This window comes from Streptomyces albicerus (assembly GCF_008905045.1).
GTDB lineage: Bacteria > Actinomycetota > Actinomycetes > Streptomycetales > Streptomycetaceae > Streptomyces > Streptomyces albicerus.
This window is the reverse complement of record NZ_VWMY01000006.1, coordinates 202,564-219,556: the sequence shown is the minus strand read 5'-3', so window position 1 is coordinate 219,556 and position 16,993 is coordinate 202,564. Positions and strand designations below refer to the sequence as shown.

13 protein-coding genes and 1 other RNA gene are annotated in these 16,993 nt (G+C 68.7%); 9 read left to right on the top strand and 5 right to left on the bottom strand.

Annotated features, from left to right (window positions below):
- The first annotated feature begins 194 nt into the window (after window positions 1-194).
- Together prfB and GAS53_RS07340 are read left to right on the top strand one after the other, a co-directional pair.
- Window positions 195-1,301: a peptide chain release factor 2 gene (gene prfB, locus GAS53_RS07345; protein ID WP_151476624.1), complete on the top strand. Its 1,107-nt coding sequence runs from the start codon at window positions 195-197 to the stop codon at window positions 1,299-1,301.
- Window positions 1,302-1,605: 304 nt separating this feature from the next.
- Window positions 1,606-2,241, top strand: coding sequence for an LPXTG cell wall anchor domain-containing protein (locus tag GAS53_RS07340; RefSeq protein ID WP_151476623.1), 636 nt, complete (start codon window positions 1,606-1,608; stop codon window positions 2,239-2,241).
- A 186-nt stretch (window positions 2,242-2,427) separates the two neighbouring features.
- On the opposite strand, the gene GAS53_RS07335 is transcribed toward GAS53_RS07340, so the two are convergent.
- On the bottom strand, window positions 2,428-2,619 hold the full coding sequence (locus GAS53_RS07335) for a hypothetical protein (RefSeq protein WP_151476622.1): 192 nt from the start codon (window positions 2,617-2,619) through the stop codon (window positions 2,428-2,430).
- Between the two features lie 314 nt (window positions 2,620-2,933).
- Between GAS53_RS07335 and ftsE the strand changes: the two genes are divergently transcribed.
- From ftsE to dacB, 7 genes are all read left to right on the top strand, one after another.
- Window positions 2,934-3,623, top strand: coding sequence for a cell division ATP-binding protein FtsE (ftsE, locus tag GAS53_RS07330; protein ID WP_151476621.1), 690 nt, complete (start codon window positions 2,934-2,936; stop codon window positions 3,621-3,623).
- Between the two features lie 31 nt (window positions 3,624-3,654).
- Entirely contained in the window at window positions 3,655-4,572 is a 918-nt protein-coding gene (gene ftsX / locus GAS53_RS07325) for a permease-like cell division protein FtsX (RefSeq protein ID WP_151476620.1), read from the top strand.
- Between the two features lie 67 nt (window positions 4,573-4,639).
- Window positions 4,640-5,806 (top strand): S41 family peptidase, encoded by a 1,167-nt coding sequence (locus tag GAS53_RS07320; RefSeq protein WP_151476619.1) that lies wholly within the window; start codon window positions 4,640-4,642, stop codon window positions 5,804-5,806.
- A gap of 103 nt (window positions 5,807-5,909) precedes the next feature.
- Window positions 5,910-6,443 (top strand): SsrA-binding protein SmpB, encoded by a 534-nt coding sequence (gene smpB, locus GAS53_RS07315; protein ID WP_192582999.1) that lies wholly within the window; start codon window positions 5,910-5,912, stop codon window positions 6,441-6,443.
- A gap of 134 nt (window positions 6,444-6,577) precedes the next feature.
- Window positions 6,578-6,966, top strand: a transfer-messenger RNA (tmRNA) gene (gene ssrA, locus GAS53_RS07310).
- A gap of 149 nt (window positions 6,967-7,115) precedes the next feature.
- Complete coding sequence (locus GAS53_RS07305; RefSeq protein WP_151476617.1) at window positions 7,116-8,099, top strand: extracellular catalytic domain type 1 short-chain-length polyhydroxyalkanoate depolymerase; 984 nt, start codon at window positions 7,116-7,118, stop codon at window positions 8,097-8,099.
- A gap of 111 nt (window positions 8,100-8,210) precedes the next feature.
- The gene (gene dacB / locus GAS53_RS07300; protein ID WP_192582998.1) at window positions 8,211-9,767 is read left to right on the top strand and encodes a D-alanyl-D-alanine carboxypeptidase/D-alanyl-D-alanine endopeptidase; all 1,557 of its coding nucleotides are present in this window, start codon (window positions 8,211-8,213) and stop codon (window positions 9,765-9,767) included.
- A gap of 109 nt (window positions 9,768-9,876) precedes the next feature.
- Here the strand turns inward: dacB and GAS53_RS07295 are convergent, their stop codons facing one another.
- From GAS53_RS07295 to GAS53_RS07280, 4 genes are all read right to left on the bottom strand, one after another.
- On the bottom strand, window positions 9,877-12,810 hold the full coding sequence (locus GAS53_RS07295) for a glycoside hydrolase family 3 protein (RefSeq protein WP_225858790.1): 2,934 nt from the start codon (window positions 12,808-12,810) through the stop codon (window positions 9,877-9,879).
- A gap of 108 nt (window positions 12,811-12,918) precedes the next feature.
- Complete coding sequence (locus GAS53_RS07290) at window positions 12,919-13,923, bottom strand: LacI family DNA-binding transcriptional regulator (RefSeq protein WP_151476614.1); 1,005 nt, start codon at window positions 13,921-13,923, stop codon at window positions 12,919-12,921.
- A 2-nt stretch (window positions 13,924-13,925) separates the two neighbouring features.
- Window positions 13,926-16,193: an alpha-xylosidase gene (gene yicI, locus GAS53_RS07285; protein ID WP_151476613.1), complete on the bottom strand. Its 2,268-nt coding sequence runs from the start codon at window positions 16,191-16,193 to the stop codon at window positions 13,926-13,928.
- A gap of 11 nt (window positions 16,194-16,204) precedes the next feature.
- Window positions 16,205-16,969, bottom strand: a complete 765-nt coding sequence (locus GAS53_RS07280; RefSeq protein WP_151476640.1) for a carbohydrate ABC transporter permease — start codon at window positions 16,967-16,969, stop codon at window positions 16,205-16,207.
- Between the last annotated feature and the right edge of the window lie 24 nt (window positions 16,970-16,993).

Here is a 16,993-nt window from a genome sequence, read left to right as displayed (position 1 = left end):
TCGCGCAGTTCCCCGCGCCCCTGGGTAGGTGAGGCCTGGGCCCCGTAAGGGGCGCGGGGAACTGCGCGACAAACCCCCACCGGCCCGCGGCCTACGTACCAGCCTGAGGGGGTCTGGGGGCGAACCACCCAGTTCCGAGGTCCCCCAACCCACCACAGACCTGCTCAACCGGCGGAGCCGTTACGCTGGGAGGCGTGGCAGTCGTCGATGTATCCGAAGAGCTCAAGTCCCTCTCCTCGACCATGGAGTCGATCGAGGCCGTCCTGGACCTCGACAAGCTGAGGGCAGACATCGCCGTGCTCGAGGAGCAGGCGGCAGCGCCGTCCCTGTGGGACGACCCGGAAGCAGCGCAGAAAATCACCAGCAAGCTGAGCCACCTCCAGGCGGAGGTAAGGAAGGCCGAGGCGCTCCGAGGGCGCATCGACGATCTTGGCGTGCTCTTCCAGATGGCCGAGGAGGAGGACGACCCGGACACCCGTGCCGAGGCCGAGACCGAGCTCATCGCCGTCAAGAAGGCGCTGGACGAGATGGAAGTCAGGACGCTGCTGTCGGGGGAGTACGACTCCCGGGAGGCGCTCGTCAACATCCGCGCGGAGGCCGGAGGCGTCGACGCCGCCGACTTCGCCGAGAAGCTGCAGCGCATGTACCTGCGCTGGGCCGAGCAGCACGGATACAAGACGGAGGTCTACGAGACCTCGTACGCGGAAGAGGCCGGCATCAAGTCGACCACCTTCGCCATCCAGATCCCGTACGCGTACGGGACGCTGTCGGTGGAGCAGGGCACGCACCGGCTCGTACGGATCTCGCCCTTCGACAACCAGGGCCGTCGGCAGACCTCGTTCGCCGGTGTGGAGGTGCTGCCCGTCGTCGAGCAGACCGACCACATCGAGATCGACGAGTCCGAGCTGCGGGTGGACGTCTACCGGTCGTCCGGGCCCGGCGGTCAGGGCGTCAACACGACCGACTCCGCGGTGCGGCTCACCCACCTCCCCACCGGAATCGTCGTCTCCTGCCAGAACGAGCGGTCGCAGATCCAGAACAAGGCGTCCGCGATGAACGTGCTGCAGGCGAAGCTCCTCGACCGGCGCCGGCAGGAGGAGCAGGCCAAGATGGACGCCCTCAAGGGCGACGGCGGCAACTCCTGGGGCAACCAGATGCGTTCGTACGTCCTGCACCCGTACCAGATGGTCAAGGACCTGCGCACGGAGTTCGAAGTCGGAAACCCCGAGGCCGTTTTCAATGGCGAGATCGACGGGTTCCTCGAGGCCGGAATTCGCTGGCGCAAGCAGCAGGAGAAGTAAGCGACATTTGAAGACGTCGCTTTGTCGACAGGGCAACTACCATGCAGTGGATGGTAGTTGCCCTTTGTATGACCCGATGTCTGGGTTTTACATCACACTCACGCGTCGCTCTGCCGGTCAAATGACGTTGATCTGGACATCGCGGTCGCAACGACCTTGACGTTGCTTCGAAAAGTGGGAAGGCTAATGCGCGGCATGCGTATCTCTGGGGCGCATGTGAACCGGGGGCTTCACTGAGCTTTCCCCGACGTCGCGGCCCCGGACGCTGCTCCATTGACGATGAGCTACTGGGGGTAGCAACCAGATGACCAAGAAGACGCGGATCCGGATCGCGCGGATAGCCGCCGGTACGGTGATCGCCGCCGGTGCTTCGCTGACCGCCGCCGGTGCCGCCTCGGCTCTCGATGTCGGTGTCAACGTGGGCGGCCTCAACGTCGGCGCCAGCGCCAACGAGAACGGTGTCGAGGTCGGCATCGGTGTCGAGGACCCGACTCCGACGCCGACTCCGTCGGAGGAGGACCCGACGGTGATCCCGACGGAGCCCACCACCGAGCCCACCGATGAGCCGACCGTCGAGCCCACCGAGCCGACGGAGGACCCGACCGACGAGCCCACCACCGAGCCGACCGACCCGGGCAACGGGAACGGCGGCGGTAACGGCAACGGCGGTGGCAACGGCAATGGCGGCGGTAACGGCGGCGGCAACGACACCGACCCCGACGGCGGCTCCAAGCCCGTCGAGCAGGGTGCCGGCAAGGAGAGCCTGACCGACACCGGCTCGGACACCTCCGCCCAGGGCACCGGCGGCGGCGAGCTCGCCGAGACCGGCGCCGCCGAGAATGTCACGTTCCTGCTGATCGGCGCCGCGACGATGATCGCCGGCGGTATCGGCTTCCGTATGCTGCCGCGCCTCATGAACGGCCGCGGCACCGCTGCCTGACGCATGTCGTAGGTGACGGACGTCATAGGCGTACGCAACGCGAGAAGGGCCCGGAGCATCGGCTCCGGGCCCTTCTCGTATGTCTCTGTGACTTGCGTTGCGTCTCTGTGTATTGCTCTCCGTGGCTCCGTGCTGCCTCGCGCGTTCTTCCCGCCGAACGCCCTTGCGCGTCCGGTCTCGCGGGTCCTACGCGGTCTGGTGGGCCAGCAGGGCCACCGCCGCTATCAGTACGGCGAGCAGGGCGATCAGCGCCATGGGGTTCAGGCCTCCGAAGGGGCCCTCCTGCTGCAGCCGCTGGCGGTTCGCGCGGCAGACGGGGCAGCGGCCTTCGTTCACGGGCGCGGCACAGTTCGCGCACACCAGCCGGTCGTACGTCATGCGCTCGCCCTCCTTGCACCGGTTCCACGTACACAACGCTCTCGGGAACGCGAACGTTCCCCCTCCACTGTGCCAGGTTCCACCGGAGGTCGCGCGGGTCGCTCTGAGATGGGGTGGTTGCTGTTGTCTCGCGGCTACAGGCTGTGTGTGGCTGGTCGCGCAGTTCCCCGCGCCCCTTCGGGGCGCAGCCCTTCTGAGAGGTTGCCCGGAACAAAAGCGCACAACCCTTCCGCAACCTCTCCCGGCGCCTGCGCTTGCGTACTCGGTTCGCGTATGGTCACGCTCATCTACCCCCGACGGCCTGTGGTGCATCCGTGATCCGATTCGACAACGTGTCCAAGGTCTACCCGAAGCAGACCCGCCCCGCTCTGAGGGACGTCTCCCTGGAGGTCGAGCGCGGCGAGTTCGTGTTCCTGGTGGGGTCCTCCGGCTCCGGAAAGTCCACCTTCCTGCGGCTGATCCTCCGCGAGGAGCGGACCAGCCACGGTCAGGTGCACGTCCTGGGCAAGGACCTCGCGCGCCTCTCCAACTGGAAGGTGCCGCAGATGCGGCGCCAGCTGGGGACGGTGTTCCAGGACTTCCGGCTCCTGCCGAACAAGACGGTCGCCGAGAACGTCGCCTTCGCGCAGGAGGTCATCGGCAAGTCGCGCGGTGAGATCCGCAAGTCCGTTCCGCAGGTGCTCGACCTTGTCGGGCTCGGCGGCAAGGAGGACCGGATGCCGGGTGAGCTGTCGGGTGGTGAGCAGCAGCGAGTCGCCATCGCACGGGCCTTCGTCAACCGGCCGAAGCTCCTCATCGCCGACGAGCCCACCGGAAACCTCGACCCGCAGACCTCCGTCGGCATCATGAAGCTGCTCGACCGCATCAACCGGACGGGTACGACGGTGTTGATGGCGACCCACGACCAGAACATCGTGGACCAGATGCGCAAGCGCGTCATCGAGCTGGAGCAGGGCCGACTCGTCCGCGACCAGGTGCGCGGCGTCTACGGCTACCAGCACTGACGACGGTCCACGGAAAGGCTTAGCAGACGCCATGCGCGCCCAGTTCGTTCTGTCGGAGATCGGTGTCGGTCTCCGCCGCAATCTGACGATGACCTTCGCGGTCGTCGTCTCGGTCGCCCTCTCCCTCGCCCTGTTCGGCGGTTCGCTCCTGATGAGCGACCAGGTGAGCACGATGAAGGGCTACTGGTACGACAAGGTCAACGTCTCGATCTTCCTCTGCAACAAGAGCGACGCGGAGTCCGACCCCAACTGTGCCAAGGGAGCGGTCACCACCGAGCAGAAGGAGCAGATCCAGACCGACCTGGACAAGATGCCGGTCGTCGACAACGTCACGCACGAGTCCAGCGACGAGGCGTACAAGCACTACAAGGAGCAGTTCGGCGACTCCCCCCTGGCCGCCTCGCTCACCCCGGACCAGATGCAGGAGTCCTTCCGCGTCAAGCTGAAGGACCCGGAGAAGTACCAGGTCATCGCGACCGCCTTCGACGGCCGTGACGGCGTGCAGTCCGTGCAGGACCAGAAGGGCATCCTGGACAACCTCTTCGAGCTGCTCAACGGCATGAACTGGGCGGCCCGCGCGTTGATGGCGATGATGCTCGTCGTAGCGCTGATGCTCATCGTCAACACGGTGCGTGTCTCCGCCTTCAGTCGTCGGCGTGAGACCGGCATCATGCGTCTGGTGGGCGCCTCCGGCTTCTACATCCAGGCGCCGTTCATCATGGAGGCCGCCGTCGCGGGGCTCATCGGCGGGACGGTCGCGTGCGGGTTCCTGGTGACCGCCAGATACTTCATCATCGATCACGGACTCGCCCTGTCGGAGAAGCTGACTCTGATCAACTTCATCGGCTGGGACGCGGTGTTGAAGTATCTGCCGCTCATCCTCGCCACGAGCTTGTTGATGCCGGCGCTGGCCGCGTTCTTCGCGTTGCGCAAGTACTTGAAGGTGTGACGCATGCCAAGAGGGCCGTACCTGCAACCGCCGGTACGGCCCTTCGCGTTGTCCTAGACTCACCGGCATGTCAGGCCGTGACCTGTTCTGTCAGCCCCGCCGCATCCGCCGCGGGGCAGCCCTGACGTTGGTCTTCGCGAGCGTCCTCGCGGCGGGCGCCGCGACCGGCTCGTTCGACGCCCCCGGCCGGAAAACGGCGACCCCGTCGGCCCGGTCCACCCCGGCCGGCCACCAGGAGGACGTCGCCGACGCCGCCGCCGAGGCCATGGCCGACGGCAAGTCCCCGGTCGAGGCCGCCGAACGGGCCGTCAGCCGCAGCGGCGACCGCTGGGGCGCGATCTACTCCCAGGGCGAGTACGAGGAGTTCGAGGAAGCCCTAGACGGCCAGTACACCGGCGTCGGCCTGTGGGCCAGGCGCGAGCGTGACGGACGTATCGAGGTGACCCGGGTGCAGTCCGGCTCGCCCGCGGCCGCGGCGGGGATCCGCCAGGGCGACCGGCTGCGCAGCGTCGACGGCCACCGCGTCGACGGCAGGCCCGTCACCGAGGTCGTCTCCTTACTGAGGGGTGACGCCACTGACGCCCCCGCCGGCACCACCGTCGCCCTGGGCGTCGAGCGCGGCACGCGCGCGTGGAGCGAGACCTTGCGCAGGGCGCGGCTGTCCACCGACTCCGTGACGGTCCGCGAGCTCCCCGGCGGGGTCACCGTGATCAAGGTGGCCTCCTTCACCAAGGGCTCCGGCGATCTCGTGAGGACCGCCGTGGCCGAGGCGCCCACCGGGGCCGGTGTCGTCCTCGACCTGCGGGGCAACTCCGGCGGTCTGGTCACCGAGGCCGTCACCGCCGCCTCCGCCTTCCTCGACGGCGGCCTCGTGGCGACGTACGACGTGAACGGCGACCAGCGTGCCCTGCACGCCGATCCCGGCGGTGACACCACCAGACCCCTGGTCGCGCTCGTCGACGGCGGCACGATGAGCGCGGCCGAGCTCCTCACGGGGGCCCTTCAGGATCGCGGCCGCGCGATCGTGGTGGGCTCCAGGACCTTCGGCAAGGGCTCGGTCCAGATGCCGAGCCGGCTGCCCGACGGCTCCGTCGCCGAGCTGACCGTCGGGCACTACCGGACCCCGTCCGGGCGCGGTGTGGACGGTCGCGGCATCACCCCCGACCTGGAGGTCGAGGAGAGCGCCCTGGAACGGGCCGAGACGGTACTGAGCGGGCTCGGCGACCCCACGTAGCCGACCGCGCACGGCCTTGGTGGCCGACGGGTCATGGCCTTGGTAATCGGCTTTCCCCCGGACCCCTCTCTAGTGCGAAAATGGCAGCACTATGAGCAAGGGCATGTACGTACCGAAAGAGTCCCAGCCGAAGCAGGGCGGGGGAGCCTCCGGCAAGGCCAAGGACGGCAAGCGCAAGATCGTCGCGCAGAACAAGAAGGCGCGGCACGACTACGCGATCATCGACACCTACGAGGCCGGGCTCGTCCTCACCGGCACGGAGGTGAAGTCGCTGCGCCAGGGCCGCGCCTCGCTGGCCGACGGCTTCGTCCAGATCGACGGGAACGAGGCGTGGCTGCACAACGCCCACATCCCCGAGTACAGCCAGGGCAGCTGGACCAACCACTCCGCGCGCCGCAAGCGCAAGCTGCTCCTGCACCGCGAGGAGATCGACAAGCTCGCGTCGAAGTCCGAGGAGACGGGTCACACGATCGTGCCCCTCGTCCTGTACTTCAAGGACGGTCGCGCCAAGGCCGAGATCGCGCTCGCCCGGGGCAAGAAGGAGTACGACAAGCGGCAGACGCTGCGGGAGAAGCAGGACCGGCGGGAGTCGGACCGGGCGATCGCGGCGGCCAAGAGGAAGCAGCGGGGCGAGTAGCGGGCGCGTGGCGGGCGGGTGGCGCCCGGCCGTCGGGAATACGGTGGCATCGTCGCGCGTTGGTCACGTACGATGGCACCTGCACCTCACCGAGGGTGCGTGGGTCGAAAGACCCGGCTTTGAAAAATCAACATGGGGATGATCGGTTTCGACAGCGGCTGTCGAAGCAGGGGAAGCGAGCCGAGGAAGCGGCAATGATCTCGTTAACCATATGTCGCAACCAATAATCGCCAATTCCAAGAGCGATTCCCAGTCCTTCGCCCTCGCTGCCTAATAAGCAGTGAGTGAAGGACCCTTAATGGGTGTCAGCCCGGGGGTGTTCCCGACCCGGACCCTGGCATAATCTAGGGAACTAAACCGTCGAGCCCGGTCACGGGGTTCAACGGGAAATCAAACAGTGACTGAGCCCGTCGGAGACTTGTTCGCGTGATCTCCGGGGCTGAGAAAATCGCAGCGAACTGCGCTCGGAGAAGCCCTGATTCTGCACCGGTGGACGCGGGTTCGATTCCCGCCATCTCCACTTTCCCATGTTTCAATTGAATACAGCAGGCGAAGGCCCCGCTGCTCAGGCAGCGGGGCCTTTGTCGTGTCTATGGGGCACACGACGCACGACCTCGTTGTGGGGTCCGGGAACATATCGGGGGACGGTTCACGCTTCTACGGTCCCTCCTCATGACCGAGACCAGAGCCGCAACATTCACGCGTCTTGTACTGGTGGCCCTCCTGGCCGCCCTGCTGTCCCTCGTCCTGCCGCCGGGGCGGGCCGCTGCCGCCTCCGTGCAGGAGGTCACCGGCTTCGGGGCCAATCCCGGGGCTCTGAAGATGTTCCGCTACGTGCCCGACGGGCTGCCCGCCGGACGGCCCGTCGTCGTCGCGTTGCACGGGTGCACGCAGAACGCCGCCGGGTACGGCACCGGCAGCGGCTGGACGCAGCTCGCCGACCGCTGGGGGTTCTCCGTCGTGCTGCCCCAGCAGCAGTCGGGCAACAACGCCTCGTCGTGCTTCAACTGGTTCCAGAGCGGTGACATCGCGCGGGGGCAGGGCGAGGCCGCCAGCGTCGCGCAGATGGTCGACCGGCAACTCGCCGACGTGTCGGGGGACGCCTCGCGGGTGTACGTCACCGGGCTGTCCGCCGGCGGCGGGATGACCTCCGTGATGATGGCCGCGTACCCGGAGAAGTTCACCGCGGGTGGCGTGGTCGCGGGGCTGCCGTACGGGTGCGCGCAGGCCGCCGGGTCGCCGTACGTGTGCATGTACGTGGGCGCCACCCAGAGTGCGCCGCAGTGGGGCGACCGGGTGCGGGCCGCCCGGCCCGGGTACGACGGGCCCTGGCCGAGGCTCACCGTGTTCCAGGGGACCGCCGACTACACCGTCAAGCCCGTCAACATGACCGACCTCATGAAGCAGTGGACCGACGTACACGGCGCCGACCAGGTCGCGGACGTGAGCGACAGCGTCGCCGGTTATCCCCACCAGGCGTTCCGGGACGCGAGCGGGACGGTGGTCGTGGAGACGTACAGCCTCACGGGGATGGGGCATGGGCAGCCCGTCGATCCGGGGAGCGGTGGTGAGCAGTGCGGTACGGCGGGGCCGTATGTCCTCGATGTGAACCTTTGCGCGGCCTACCGGCTCGGGCGGTCGTGGGGAATCGGCTGAGCGCTTTGGAGGCGTACTGTCCACGAGGCGCGTCGTCCGGGATGCTGCTGTGGCATGAGTAGACCCGTGAGAAGAACCGCGAAGTGTTCTGGGGGGCGCGTCAACTCCCGTATGCACCGGTGGATTTGGCCTGTCGTGATCGGGATCGCGGCGGCCGGGCTCAGCTGGAGTGCGCCGGCCGGGGCGGACTCCGAGAACAGTGGGCTGCCGGAGGCCATCGACACGATCCTCGGGGACAGCCGGATGGAGGGCGGGGCCGCGAGCGTCGTGGTCGCCGATGCCGCGAGCGGAGAGGTGCTGTACCAGCGGCAGCCCACCTCGCGGCTGATGCCCGCCTCCAACACCAAGCTGCCCACGTCGGCCGCGGCGATGGAAATCCTCGGCCCCGACCACACGTTCACGACGGATGTCCTGGCGACCGGACGTCGCCAGGGCTCCGTTCTGAACGGCGATCTGTATCTGCGCGGCACCGGAGACCCGACGGCACTCGCCAAGGACTACGCCGCGCTGGCCGCCGATCTGGCCGAGTCGGGTGTCACCCGCGTCAACGGGCGGCTCCTCGCCGACGACACCCGCTTCGACAGTGTGCGGCTCGGCCGTTCCTGGGCTGCCGACGACGAGTCCTCGTACTACTCGGCGCAGATCAGCGCGTTGAGTGTCGCGCCCGACACCGACTACGACACCGGGACCGTGATCGTGCAGGTCGCGCCAGGTGCGGCGGCGGGGGAGGAGCCCGTCGTCACCGTCACCCCGAAGACCGAGTACGTCGACATCGACGTGCGGGCCACGACCGTCGGCGCGGGCGGCGCGGACGACCTCATCGTCGAGCGGGAGCACGGCACCAACACGATCACCGTCAGCGGTACGACACCGGTCGGCGGCTCGGGGGCCAAGGAGTGGGTCACCGTGTGGGAGCCGACCGGGTACGCGGCCGCCGTGTTCCGGGACGCGCTCGCCGCGCACGGAGTGAAGGTGACCGGGCCGACGCGGCTCGGGCGGGCCACCCCGGAGGGCGCGCGGCGGCTCGCCTCGCACGACTCCATGCCGCTGAAGGACCTGCTGATCCCCTTCATGAAGCTCTCGAACAACATGCACGCGGAGGTTCTGACCAAGGCCATGGGGCACAAGGTCTCGGGGGCCGGAAGCTGGAGCGCCGGGCTCGCTGCCGTCAGCGGCTATCTGAAGGGCGTCGGCGTCGACACCGGCAAGCTGAGGCAGGCGGACGGGTCAGGGCTGTCGCGGATGAACAACATCCCCGCCGGGCAGCTCACCGAGCTGCTGCTCGCCGTGCGGGGCGAGCCCTGGTACGCGGACTGGTACCGGTCCCTGCCGGTGGCCTGCGATCCGGAGCGGTTCGTGGGCGGGACGTTGCGGACCAGGATGTGCGGGACGCCCGCCGCGCTCAACGCCCGTGCGAAGACCGGGTCGTTGACGGGCGCGTCGGGGCTCTCCGGATATGTCACGGATGCCGGCGGGCGCGAGCTCGTCTACAGCATCGTGCTCAACAACTACCTGGCGTCGTCCGTGAAGCCGTTGGAGGACGCGATCGTGGTGACGCTGGCGAAGTCCACAGCGGACGAGGCGGTGCTCGTGAAGCCGGGCAGCGCGCGCGGGGCCGAGCGGGACGGGGATCTGGAGTGCTCGTGGCGCAAGCCGGCGGAGTGCTGAGTTCTCAAGGACGGCGGCGCTGAGCGAGTGCCGAGATGAGGTGCGGCCCAGGGCGCCCTTTCGGCGCCCTGGGCCGTTGTGCCGTTCCGCTGTTCTGCCGCCGTGCGGGTCAGCGCAGGGAGAAGGCCGACAATCGCATGCCGTCGCCCAGGACGAGGTACACGTCCTGGCGGTCCTTGGCGGCGCTGGAGAGCGAGGCGTCCACCGTCTCGTACGTGTAAGGCGACCCGGTGCCGGATGCCGTGGCCGTACCGACGAGCGTTCCGGTCGGTGACCCGAGCCGGATCTCGACCTTCCCGGCCGCCCCGGCCACCCGGGCGCTGAACTTCGAAGTGCCGGAGCCGAGTTGGGAGTCGGCGAACTTCACCCAGGCCCCGTCCCCCGAAGCCCCCACCGCCGTGCCCCGCGCCTTCGACTCGTCGACCAGCCGCACACCCTCGTAGTCGTCGAAGTTCTCGGCCCGCGTGACCCGGGACAGATCCCGCGCCGGAATCGTCTCGCCCCGCACCTTCAGCGACGTACGGGAGCGGATGTCCTCGGAGGACGCGCCCACGAGCACGTCGTACGTGCCGCTCTCCACCACCCACTTGGAGCGGGTCACGTCCCAGTGCGCGAGGTCCTTCTCCCGCAGCTTCAGCTTCACCGTCTTCGTCTGGCCCGGCTTCAGCGAAACCCGCTGGAAGGCCTCCAGCTGCTTCAGCGGCTGCTTGTCGCGGGAGACGCGCTGGTGGGTGTAGAGCTGCACGACCTCGTCACCGGCGCGGCGGCCGGTGTTCGTCACCGGGACCTCGTATCCGCCGTCGACCCGCCGCAACTCCCCGTAGCGGAAGGAGGAGTACGAGAGCCCGTAGCCGAACTCGTAGAGCGGGTCGCCCTTGAAGTACTGATAGGTGCGGTCGTGCTTGATGTTGTCGTACTCGAGGATGGAGGGGAGGTCGGCCTCCGACTCGTACCAGGTCTGGGTGAGCCGTCCGGCCGGGTTCACGTCGCCGAAGAGGACGTCGGCGAGGGCGTTGCCGGTCTCCTGGCCCGCGTGGGTGGTCCAGAGGAGGGCCGGGACCTCCTTCTGGAGGGCGCCGAGGGTGGTCGGGTAGCTGTTCTCCACGACCACGACCGTCTTCGGGTTGGCCGCGCGGACCGCCTTGACCAGGGCTTCCTGGGACGGCGCGAGGCTCATGTCCTCGCGGTCGTCGTTCTCACGGCCGTTGATCGCGGGCATGGACCCGACCACCACGACCGCCGTGTCCTTGCCCTTCACCGCCGCCACGGCCTCCTCGGCGCCGCTGCGGACGACGTCCTTGGTGTAGTGCGCGGCCTCCTCCTTGGTCACGAGTCCGAGTGTGCCGTCGTCGCCGGTCGGACCGAGGTAGACCGGGTTCGACCACCAGGGCTCCCTGGTCTCGTAGCCGGCGTAGCGGAGCAGGTACGTGCCGTCGGTCTGCTCCTCCAGCGCGAACTGCTGCTGGACGAACCAACCGTTCGGCTGGACCTGGTCGTTGACGAAGTTCGACCAGTTGTAGCCGACGTACTTGCCGTTCGCCGCCGACCTCAGCGTCACGATGCCGGCGCCCCAGTCGAACACGTCGAACTGAGCCTGGGTCTCGGCCCCACCGGACGCGCTCTCCTTCAGCGCCTCGCCGTCGGCGTCCGAGCCCGCCGTCACGTACGCCCCGGTCTCGGCGTTCTTCAGCGCGATCCGGTCCACGCCCTCGCTGCTGGTCACGGAGGTGCCGAGCTTCGCGGCGATGCCCTCCTTCGGGGTGACCGCGTAGGGGAGCGTGCCCGAGTACCAGTCGGTGTAGAGGGTGTCGGCGAGCGGGCCCACGACGGCCACGTTCTTCGCCGAGCTCTTCAGGGGCAGGGTGCCGCCCGAGTTCTTCAGCAGCACCGCCGCGTCGGCCGCTGCCTGCCGGGCGAGCTTCTGGTGCGCCGGGCTGTTCACGACCGACTTGTCGATGGACCCGTACTTCCCGCCGCCCGGGTCGAACTCGCCGAGCCGCACGCGGACGCTCAGGATGTGTCCGACGGCCCTGTCGACATCCGACTCCTTCAACTGGCCTGCCGTGACTGCCGACTTGACGGCCGTGGTCGTCGGGGCGGAGTTCGAGTCGTCCGTCGTGAAGCTGTCGATGCCCGCCTTCAGCGCGGCCGCGTTCCCCTCGGCCAGCGTGTCGTAGTACTTCTGACTGCCGGTGCCGATCAGGTTGTTGGGCGCGTAGGCGTCGGTGACGTTCAGCAGGTCGTACGAGGACCAGGTGCGCACATCGTCGTCGAGGGCCGGATTGACCGTCGCCGGGCGGCCGTTGACCAGGTTGTACGAGGACATCACGCCGGTCGCGGCGTTCGCCTCGATCGCCGGCTTGAACGCCTGCTCCTCGTACTCCTTCAGCACGCGTGGGCGCAGGTCGGAGGAGGTCGTGGTGCGGTCGACCTCGTTGTTGTTGCCGAGGAAGTGCTTGAGCGTGGGGGCTGTCTTGAGATGGTCGGGGTCGCCGCCGGTCAGGCCGGTGCCGTACGCGGTCGCCATCGCGCTCGTGAGGTGCGGGTCCTCGGAGTAGCCCTCCTCGTTGCGGCCCCAGCGCGGGTCGCGCAGCGGGTTGACCACGGGTGCCCACAGGTTGAGGCCCCAGCCGGTCGGGCGCTCCTGCTGGAAGCCGCGCGCCTCGTCGCCGACCGCCGAGCCGACCTGCCGCATCAGGGCCGGATCCCAGGTCGACGCGAGCCCCACGGCCTGCGGGAACACGGTGGTCTCACCGAGCCAGGCGACGCCGTGCAGGGCCTCGGTGCCGGTCTTGAACGACTGGATGCCGAGGCGGGGAATCGCGGGCTGCCACTGGTGGAGCAGCGAGATCTTCTCGTCGAGGGTGAGACGGTCGAGCAGGTCGTCGACACGGCGGTCGACGGAGAGCGTCGGGTTGCGGAAGGCGTATGCGGGGCCGGCCGCGGAGTCGTCCGCCGCGGCCGTTCCCGTGGCCGTGACGCCGAGTCCCGCGACCAGGGTCAGGCCCAGGGCCAGGGCGGGGACGCCCCGTCTCAGCCTCACGGCGGCTCTCTGTCTTCTCTTGCCTTGCATGGCATGGCTCCTTCAACTAGGGCCTCGCACTTGGGGCTTGGACAGTTCTCTTCCGTGGGGGGTGGTCTTCTCGGGGCGTCAGGGACGCGGCATCGTGCTCGCCCGCACGGCCAGCCGCGGGGACAGCAGCGTCGCCTCCGGTACGGTCCCGCCGCCCAGCTTCTTCATCAGCAGTTCCACCGCCCCGGCGCCCACCTCGTCGGCCGGTATGGCGATCGAGGTGACGGGGACGCGGGCCCGCTCGGCCATCTCGTCCGGGCAGATCGCCGTGACGGACAGATCCCCCGGGACCCGTAACCCGAGCGCTTCGAACGCGTCGATCAGCGGCTCCAGGATCGGTTCGTTGTGCACCACGACACCCGTCAACGCGGGCCGCTCCCGCAGGAGTTGCTCGGCGATCTGCCGGGCCGCCGCGGGCGCCGCCTCGCACGGGTGCACCGAGGAGGACAGCCCGTTCCGGTCGGCCGCGGCCGTGAAGCCCTGGACCACGCGCTGGGCGAACCCCGTCTCCCGTACGTACACCTCGGGCGGTGAGCCCACGAGCCCGATCACCCGGTGTCCGAGCCCGGCCAGATGCTCGACGCACAGTTCGCCCGCCGCCTTGAAGTCCAGGTCGATGCAGGTCAGACCATCCGGGGAGGCCGGGAACCCGATGAGCACCGACGGCCGGTCCAGCCCGCGCAGCAACGGCAGCCGCCGGTCGTGGAGTTGGACGTCCATCACGATCAGCGCGTCCACCAGGGCCGTGTCCGCGACCCGCCGCAGACCGTCCTCGCCCTCCTCCTGCGTGAGGAGCAGCACGTCGTGGTCGTGCCGGCGCGCGGCCGTCACCACGGACACCGCGAACTGCATCACCACCGGCACATGGATGCCCGCCCGCAACGGCACCACCAGCGCGAGCACGTTCGAGCGGCTGCTGGCGAGGGCCCGGGCGCCCGCGTGCGGCCGGTAGCCCAGCTCGCGGATGCTGTCCTCGATGCGCTGCCGGGTCTCCTCGGAGATCGGGCGCTTGCCGCTCAGCGCGTACGAGACGGTGCTGGGGGACACCCCCGCGTGCCGTGCCACGTCGGTGATCTTCACCATGATCAGCCCCGCTCCTGCTCGGCAGCCAGCTCCAGGGAGAGGAAGCCGGTCCCGGCCTTCGCCCGCACCGTCCGCTCGCCGGCCGCCAGCCCCCAGGGCGCCGACGGATCGCTCGACGAGGCGCGCAGCGTGTCCCCTTCGCGTACGACGGTGAAGGTCACGCCGTCCACGGGCACCGTGACCTGCGCGCCGCGCTCAAGGCCGTACGCGTGCAGGGTGACCCCGTCCGCGTACGGATAGTCCGGCCGGTCGTCGACGGATCCCACCGGGATCACCGCGCCCGGCCTGACCAGGAGCGGCACGCTCGAGAAGCCGTGCTTCTCGCGCACCCAGCGCGGCCCGGTGACCGGCTGCCCGCTGAGGAAGTGCGTCCAGGTGCCCTCGGGCACGTAGTACGACACGTCGCCGTCGTCGGAGAACACCGGCGCGACCAGCAGATCGGGGCCGAGCATGTACTGCCGCTCCAGATGCGCGCACCCGGGATCGTCCGGGAACTCCAGGACCATCGCACGCATCATCGGGACGCCCTCGGAGTGCGCGGTGCGGGCGGCCTCGTACAGATACGGCATGAGGCGCAGCTTCAGCCGGGTGAACAGGCGCAGGACGTCCACGGCCTCCTCGTCGAAGAGCCAGGGCACGCGGTAGGACGAGCTGCCGTGCAGTCGGCTGTGCGAGGACAGCAGTCCGAAGGCGATCCACCGTTTGAAGAGGGCCGGTGTCGGTGTGCCCTCGAAGCCGCCGATGTCATGGCTCCAGTAGCCGAACCCGGACAGGCCCAGCGACAGCCCGCCGCGCAGGGACTCGGCCATCGACTCGTATGTCGCCTCGCAGTCGCCGCCCCAGTGCACGGGGAACTTCTGGCTGCCGGCGGTCGCCGAGCGCGCGAAGACGACGGCCTCGGCCTCCCCGCGGTGCTTGCGCAGCACCTCGAAGACGGTCCGGTTGTAGAGGTACGAGTAGTAGTTGTGCATCCGCTCGGGGTCGCCGCCGTCCGCGTATGCGACGTCGACCGGGACCCGCTCCCCGAAGTCGGTCTTGAAGCAGTCGACGCCCTGCGCGAGCAGCGCCTCCAGCTTCGACGCGTACCAGTCGCGGGCGGCCGGGCTGGTGAAGTCGACGAGCGCCATGCCCGGCTGCCACAGATCCCACTGCCAGACGCTGCCGTCGGGCTTCTTCAGCAGATGCCCGAGGGCCTTGCCCTCCGCGAACAGCGGCGAGCGCTGCGCGATGTACGGGTTGATCCATACGCTGATGTGCAGCCCGCGCTCCTTGAGCCGGGCCAGCATCCCCTCCGGGTCCGGGAAGACCCGCGGATCCCACTCGAAGTCGCACCAGTTGAACTCCCGCATCCAGAAACAGTCGAAGTGGAAGACGGAGAGCGGGAGTTCACGCTCCTTCATCCCGTCGATGAAGGAGCTGACGGTCGTCTCGTCGTAGGAGGTGGTGAAGGACGTCGACAGCCACAGCCCGAACGACCAGGCGGGCGGCAGCGCCGGACGGCCGGTGAGCGCCGTGTACTTGCGCAGGATGTCCTTCGGGGTCGGGCCGTAGATGACGTAGTACGTCAACTGCTGTGTCTCGGCGCTGAACTGGACCCGGGACACCGCCTCCGAGCCGACCTCGAACGACACCCGGCCCGGATGGTCGACGAACACGCCGTAGCCCGCGTCCGTCAGATAGAACGGCACGTTCTTGTACGCCTGCTCCGTGGCCGTGCCCCCGTCGGCGTTCCACATGTCGACGACCTGGCCGTTCTTGACCAGCGGCCCGAAGCGCTCGCCGAGCCCGAAGACCTGTGTGCCCACGCCGAGGTTCAGCTGCTCGCGCAGATAGTGGCCGCCGCCGGCCTCCCGCATGATGCCCATGCCCTTGGGGCCGCTGGTGGTGAGGGTGCGGCCGTCCGCGAGGAAGTCGACGTGCCAGGGTCCTGTGCGGCTCACCTTGACGGACAGGGCGCCCGCGGTGAGGGTCGCGGACTCCTCGTCGTACTCGGCGTGGGCGGCGAACTCCTCCTTGCCCAGCTCGAACTGGGGCCCGCGCGGCTCCTCGCCCACGAAGTGCGTGAATGTGACGCCGATGACGTCGGGCATCGGCGCGTGGGCGCTGATCGTCACGACCGGTCCCTTCAGCAGGTCGCCGCGGTGGCGGATGGGCTGGGTCGGCGCGTGGATCTCCAACGCGCCCTGTTCGGCGGTCACATCGAGGACCTCGACCGGGTGCGCGGCGGTCACACCCTCGCGCAGCAGCCAGTAGCCGTCGGTGAACTTCACAAGCACACCCCTTACTTGACCGCGCCCACGGCGATGCCGCGGGTGAGCGTCCGCTGGAAGACGAGGAAGAAGACGATGGCGGGCAGGACGCCGAGGAGCGCGGCCGCGTTCGTCATCGTGGCGTCCATCAGGCGCTGGCCCTGGAGGACGCCGAGAGCCACCGACACGGTCTGGTTGTCGTTGGAGATCAGCATGACCAGGGGGAGCAGGAACTCGTTCCAGGTCCAGATGAAGAAGAAGACAAGCAGTACGCCGATGGTCGGTCTGCTGACCGGGACGACGATCCGCCACAGCACTTGCCACTTGTTCGCCCCGTCGATCCGGGCGGCCTCGATGATCTCGCGCGGGAACTGACCGAGGACGGAGGACAGCAGATACGTACCGAAGGCGGCCTGGATCACGGTGAAGACGATGATCACGCTCAACCGGGTGTCGTACAGGCCGGCTTCCTTGCTCAGGTAGTAGATCGGGTAGACCAGCGCCTCCTGCGGCAGCATGTTCGCGAGCACGAAGAAGGCGAGCACCCAGGTGCGTCCCTTGATCCGGCCGATGCCGATCGCGTACGCGTTGAGGACCGACAGGGCGACGGCGCCGATGGCGACCGACCCGCTGATCAGGATCGAGTTGATCAGCTTCTGCCCGTAGTCGACGCGCTCCCAGAAGTCCTTCAGGCCGTCGAGGTAGAGCCCTTCGGGCAGGCTCAGCGGCCCGTTCGACGAGTATTCGGCGGGCGACTTCACCGCGTTGACCGCGACGATCAGGAAGGGCAGCACCATGAAGAGGGCGCCGATGAACAGGGC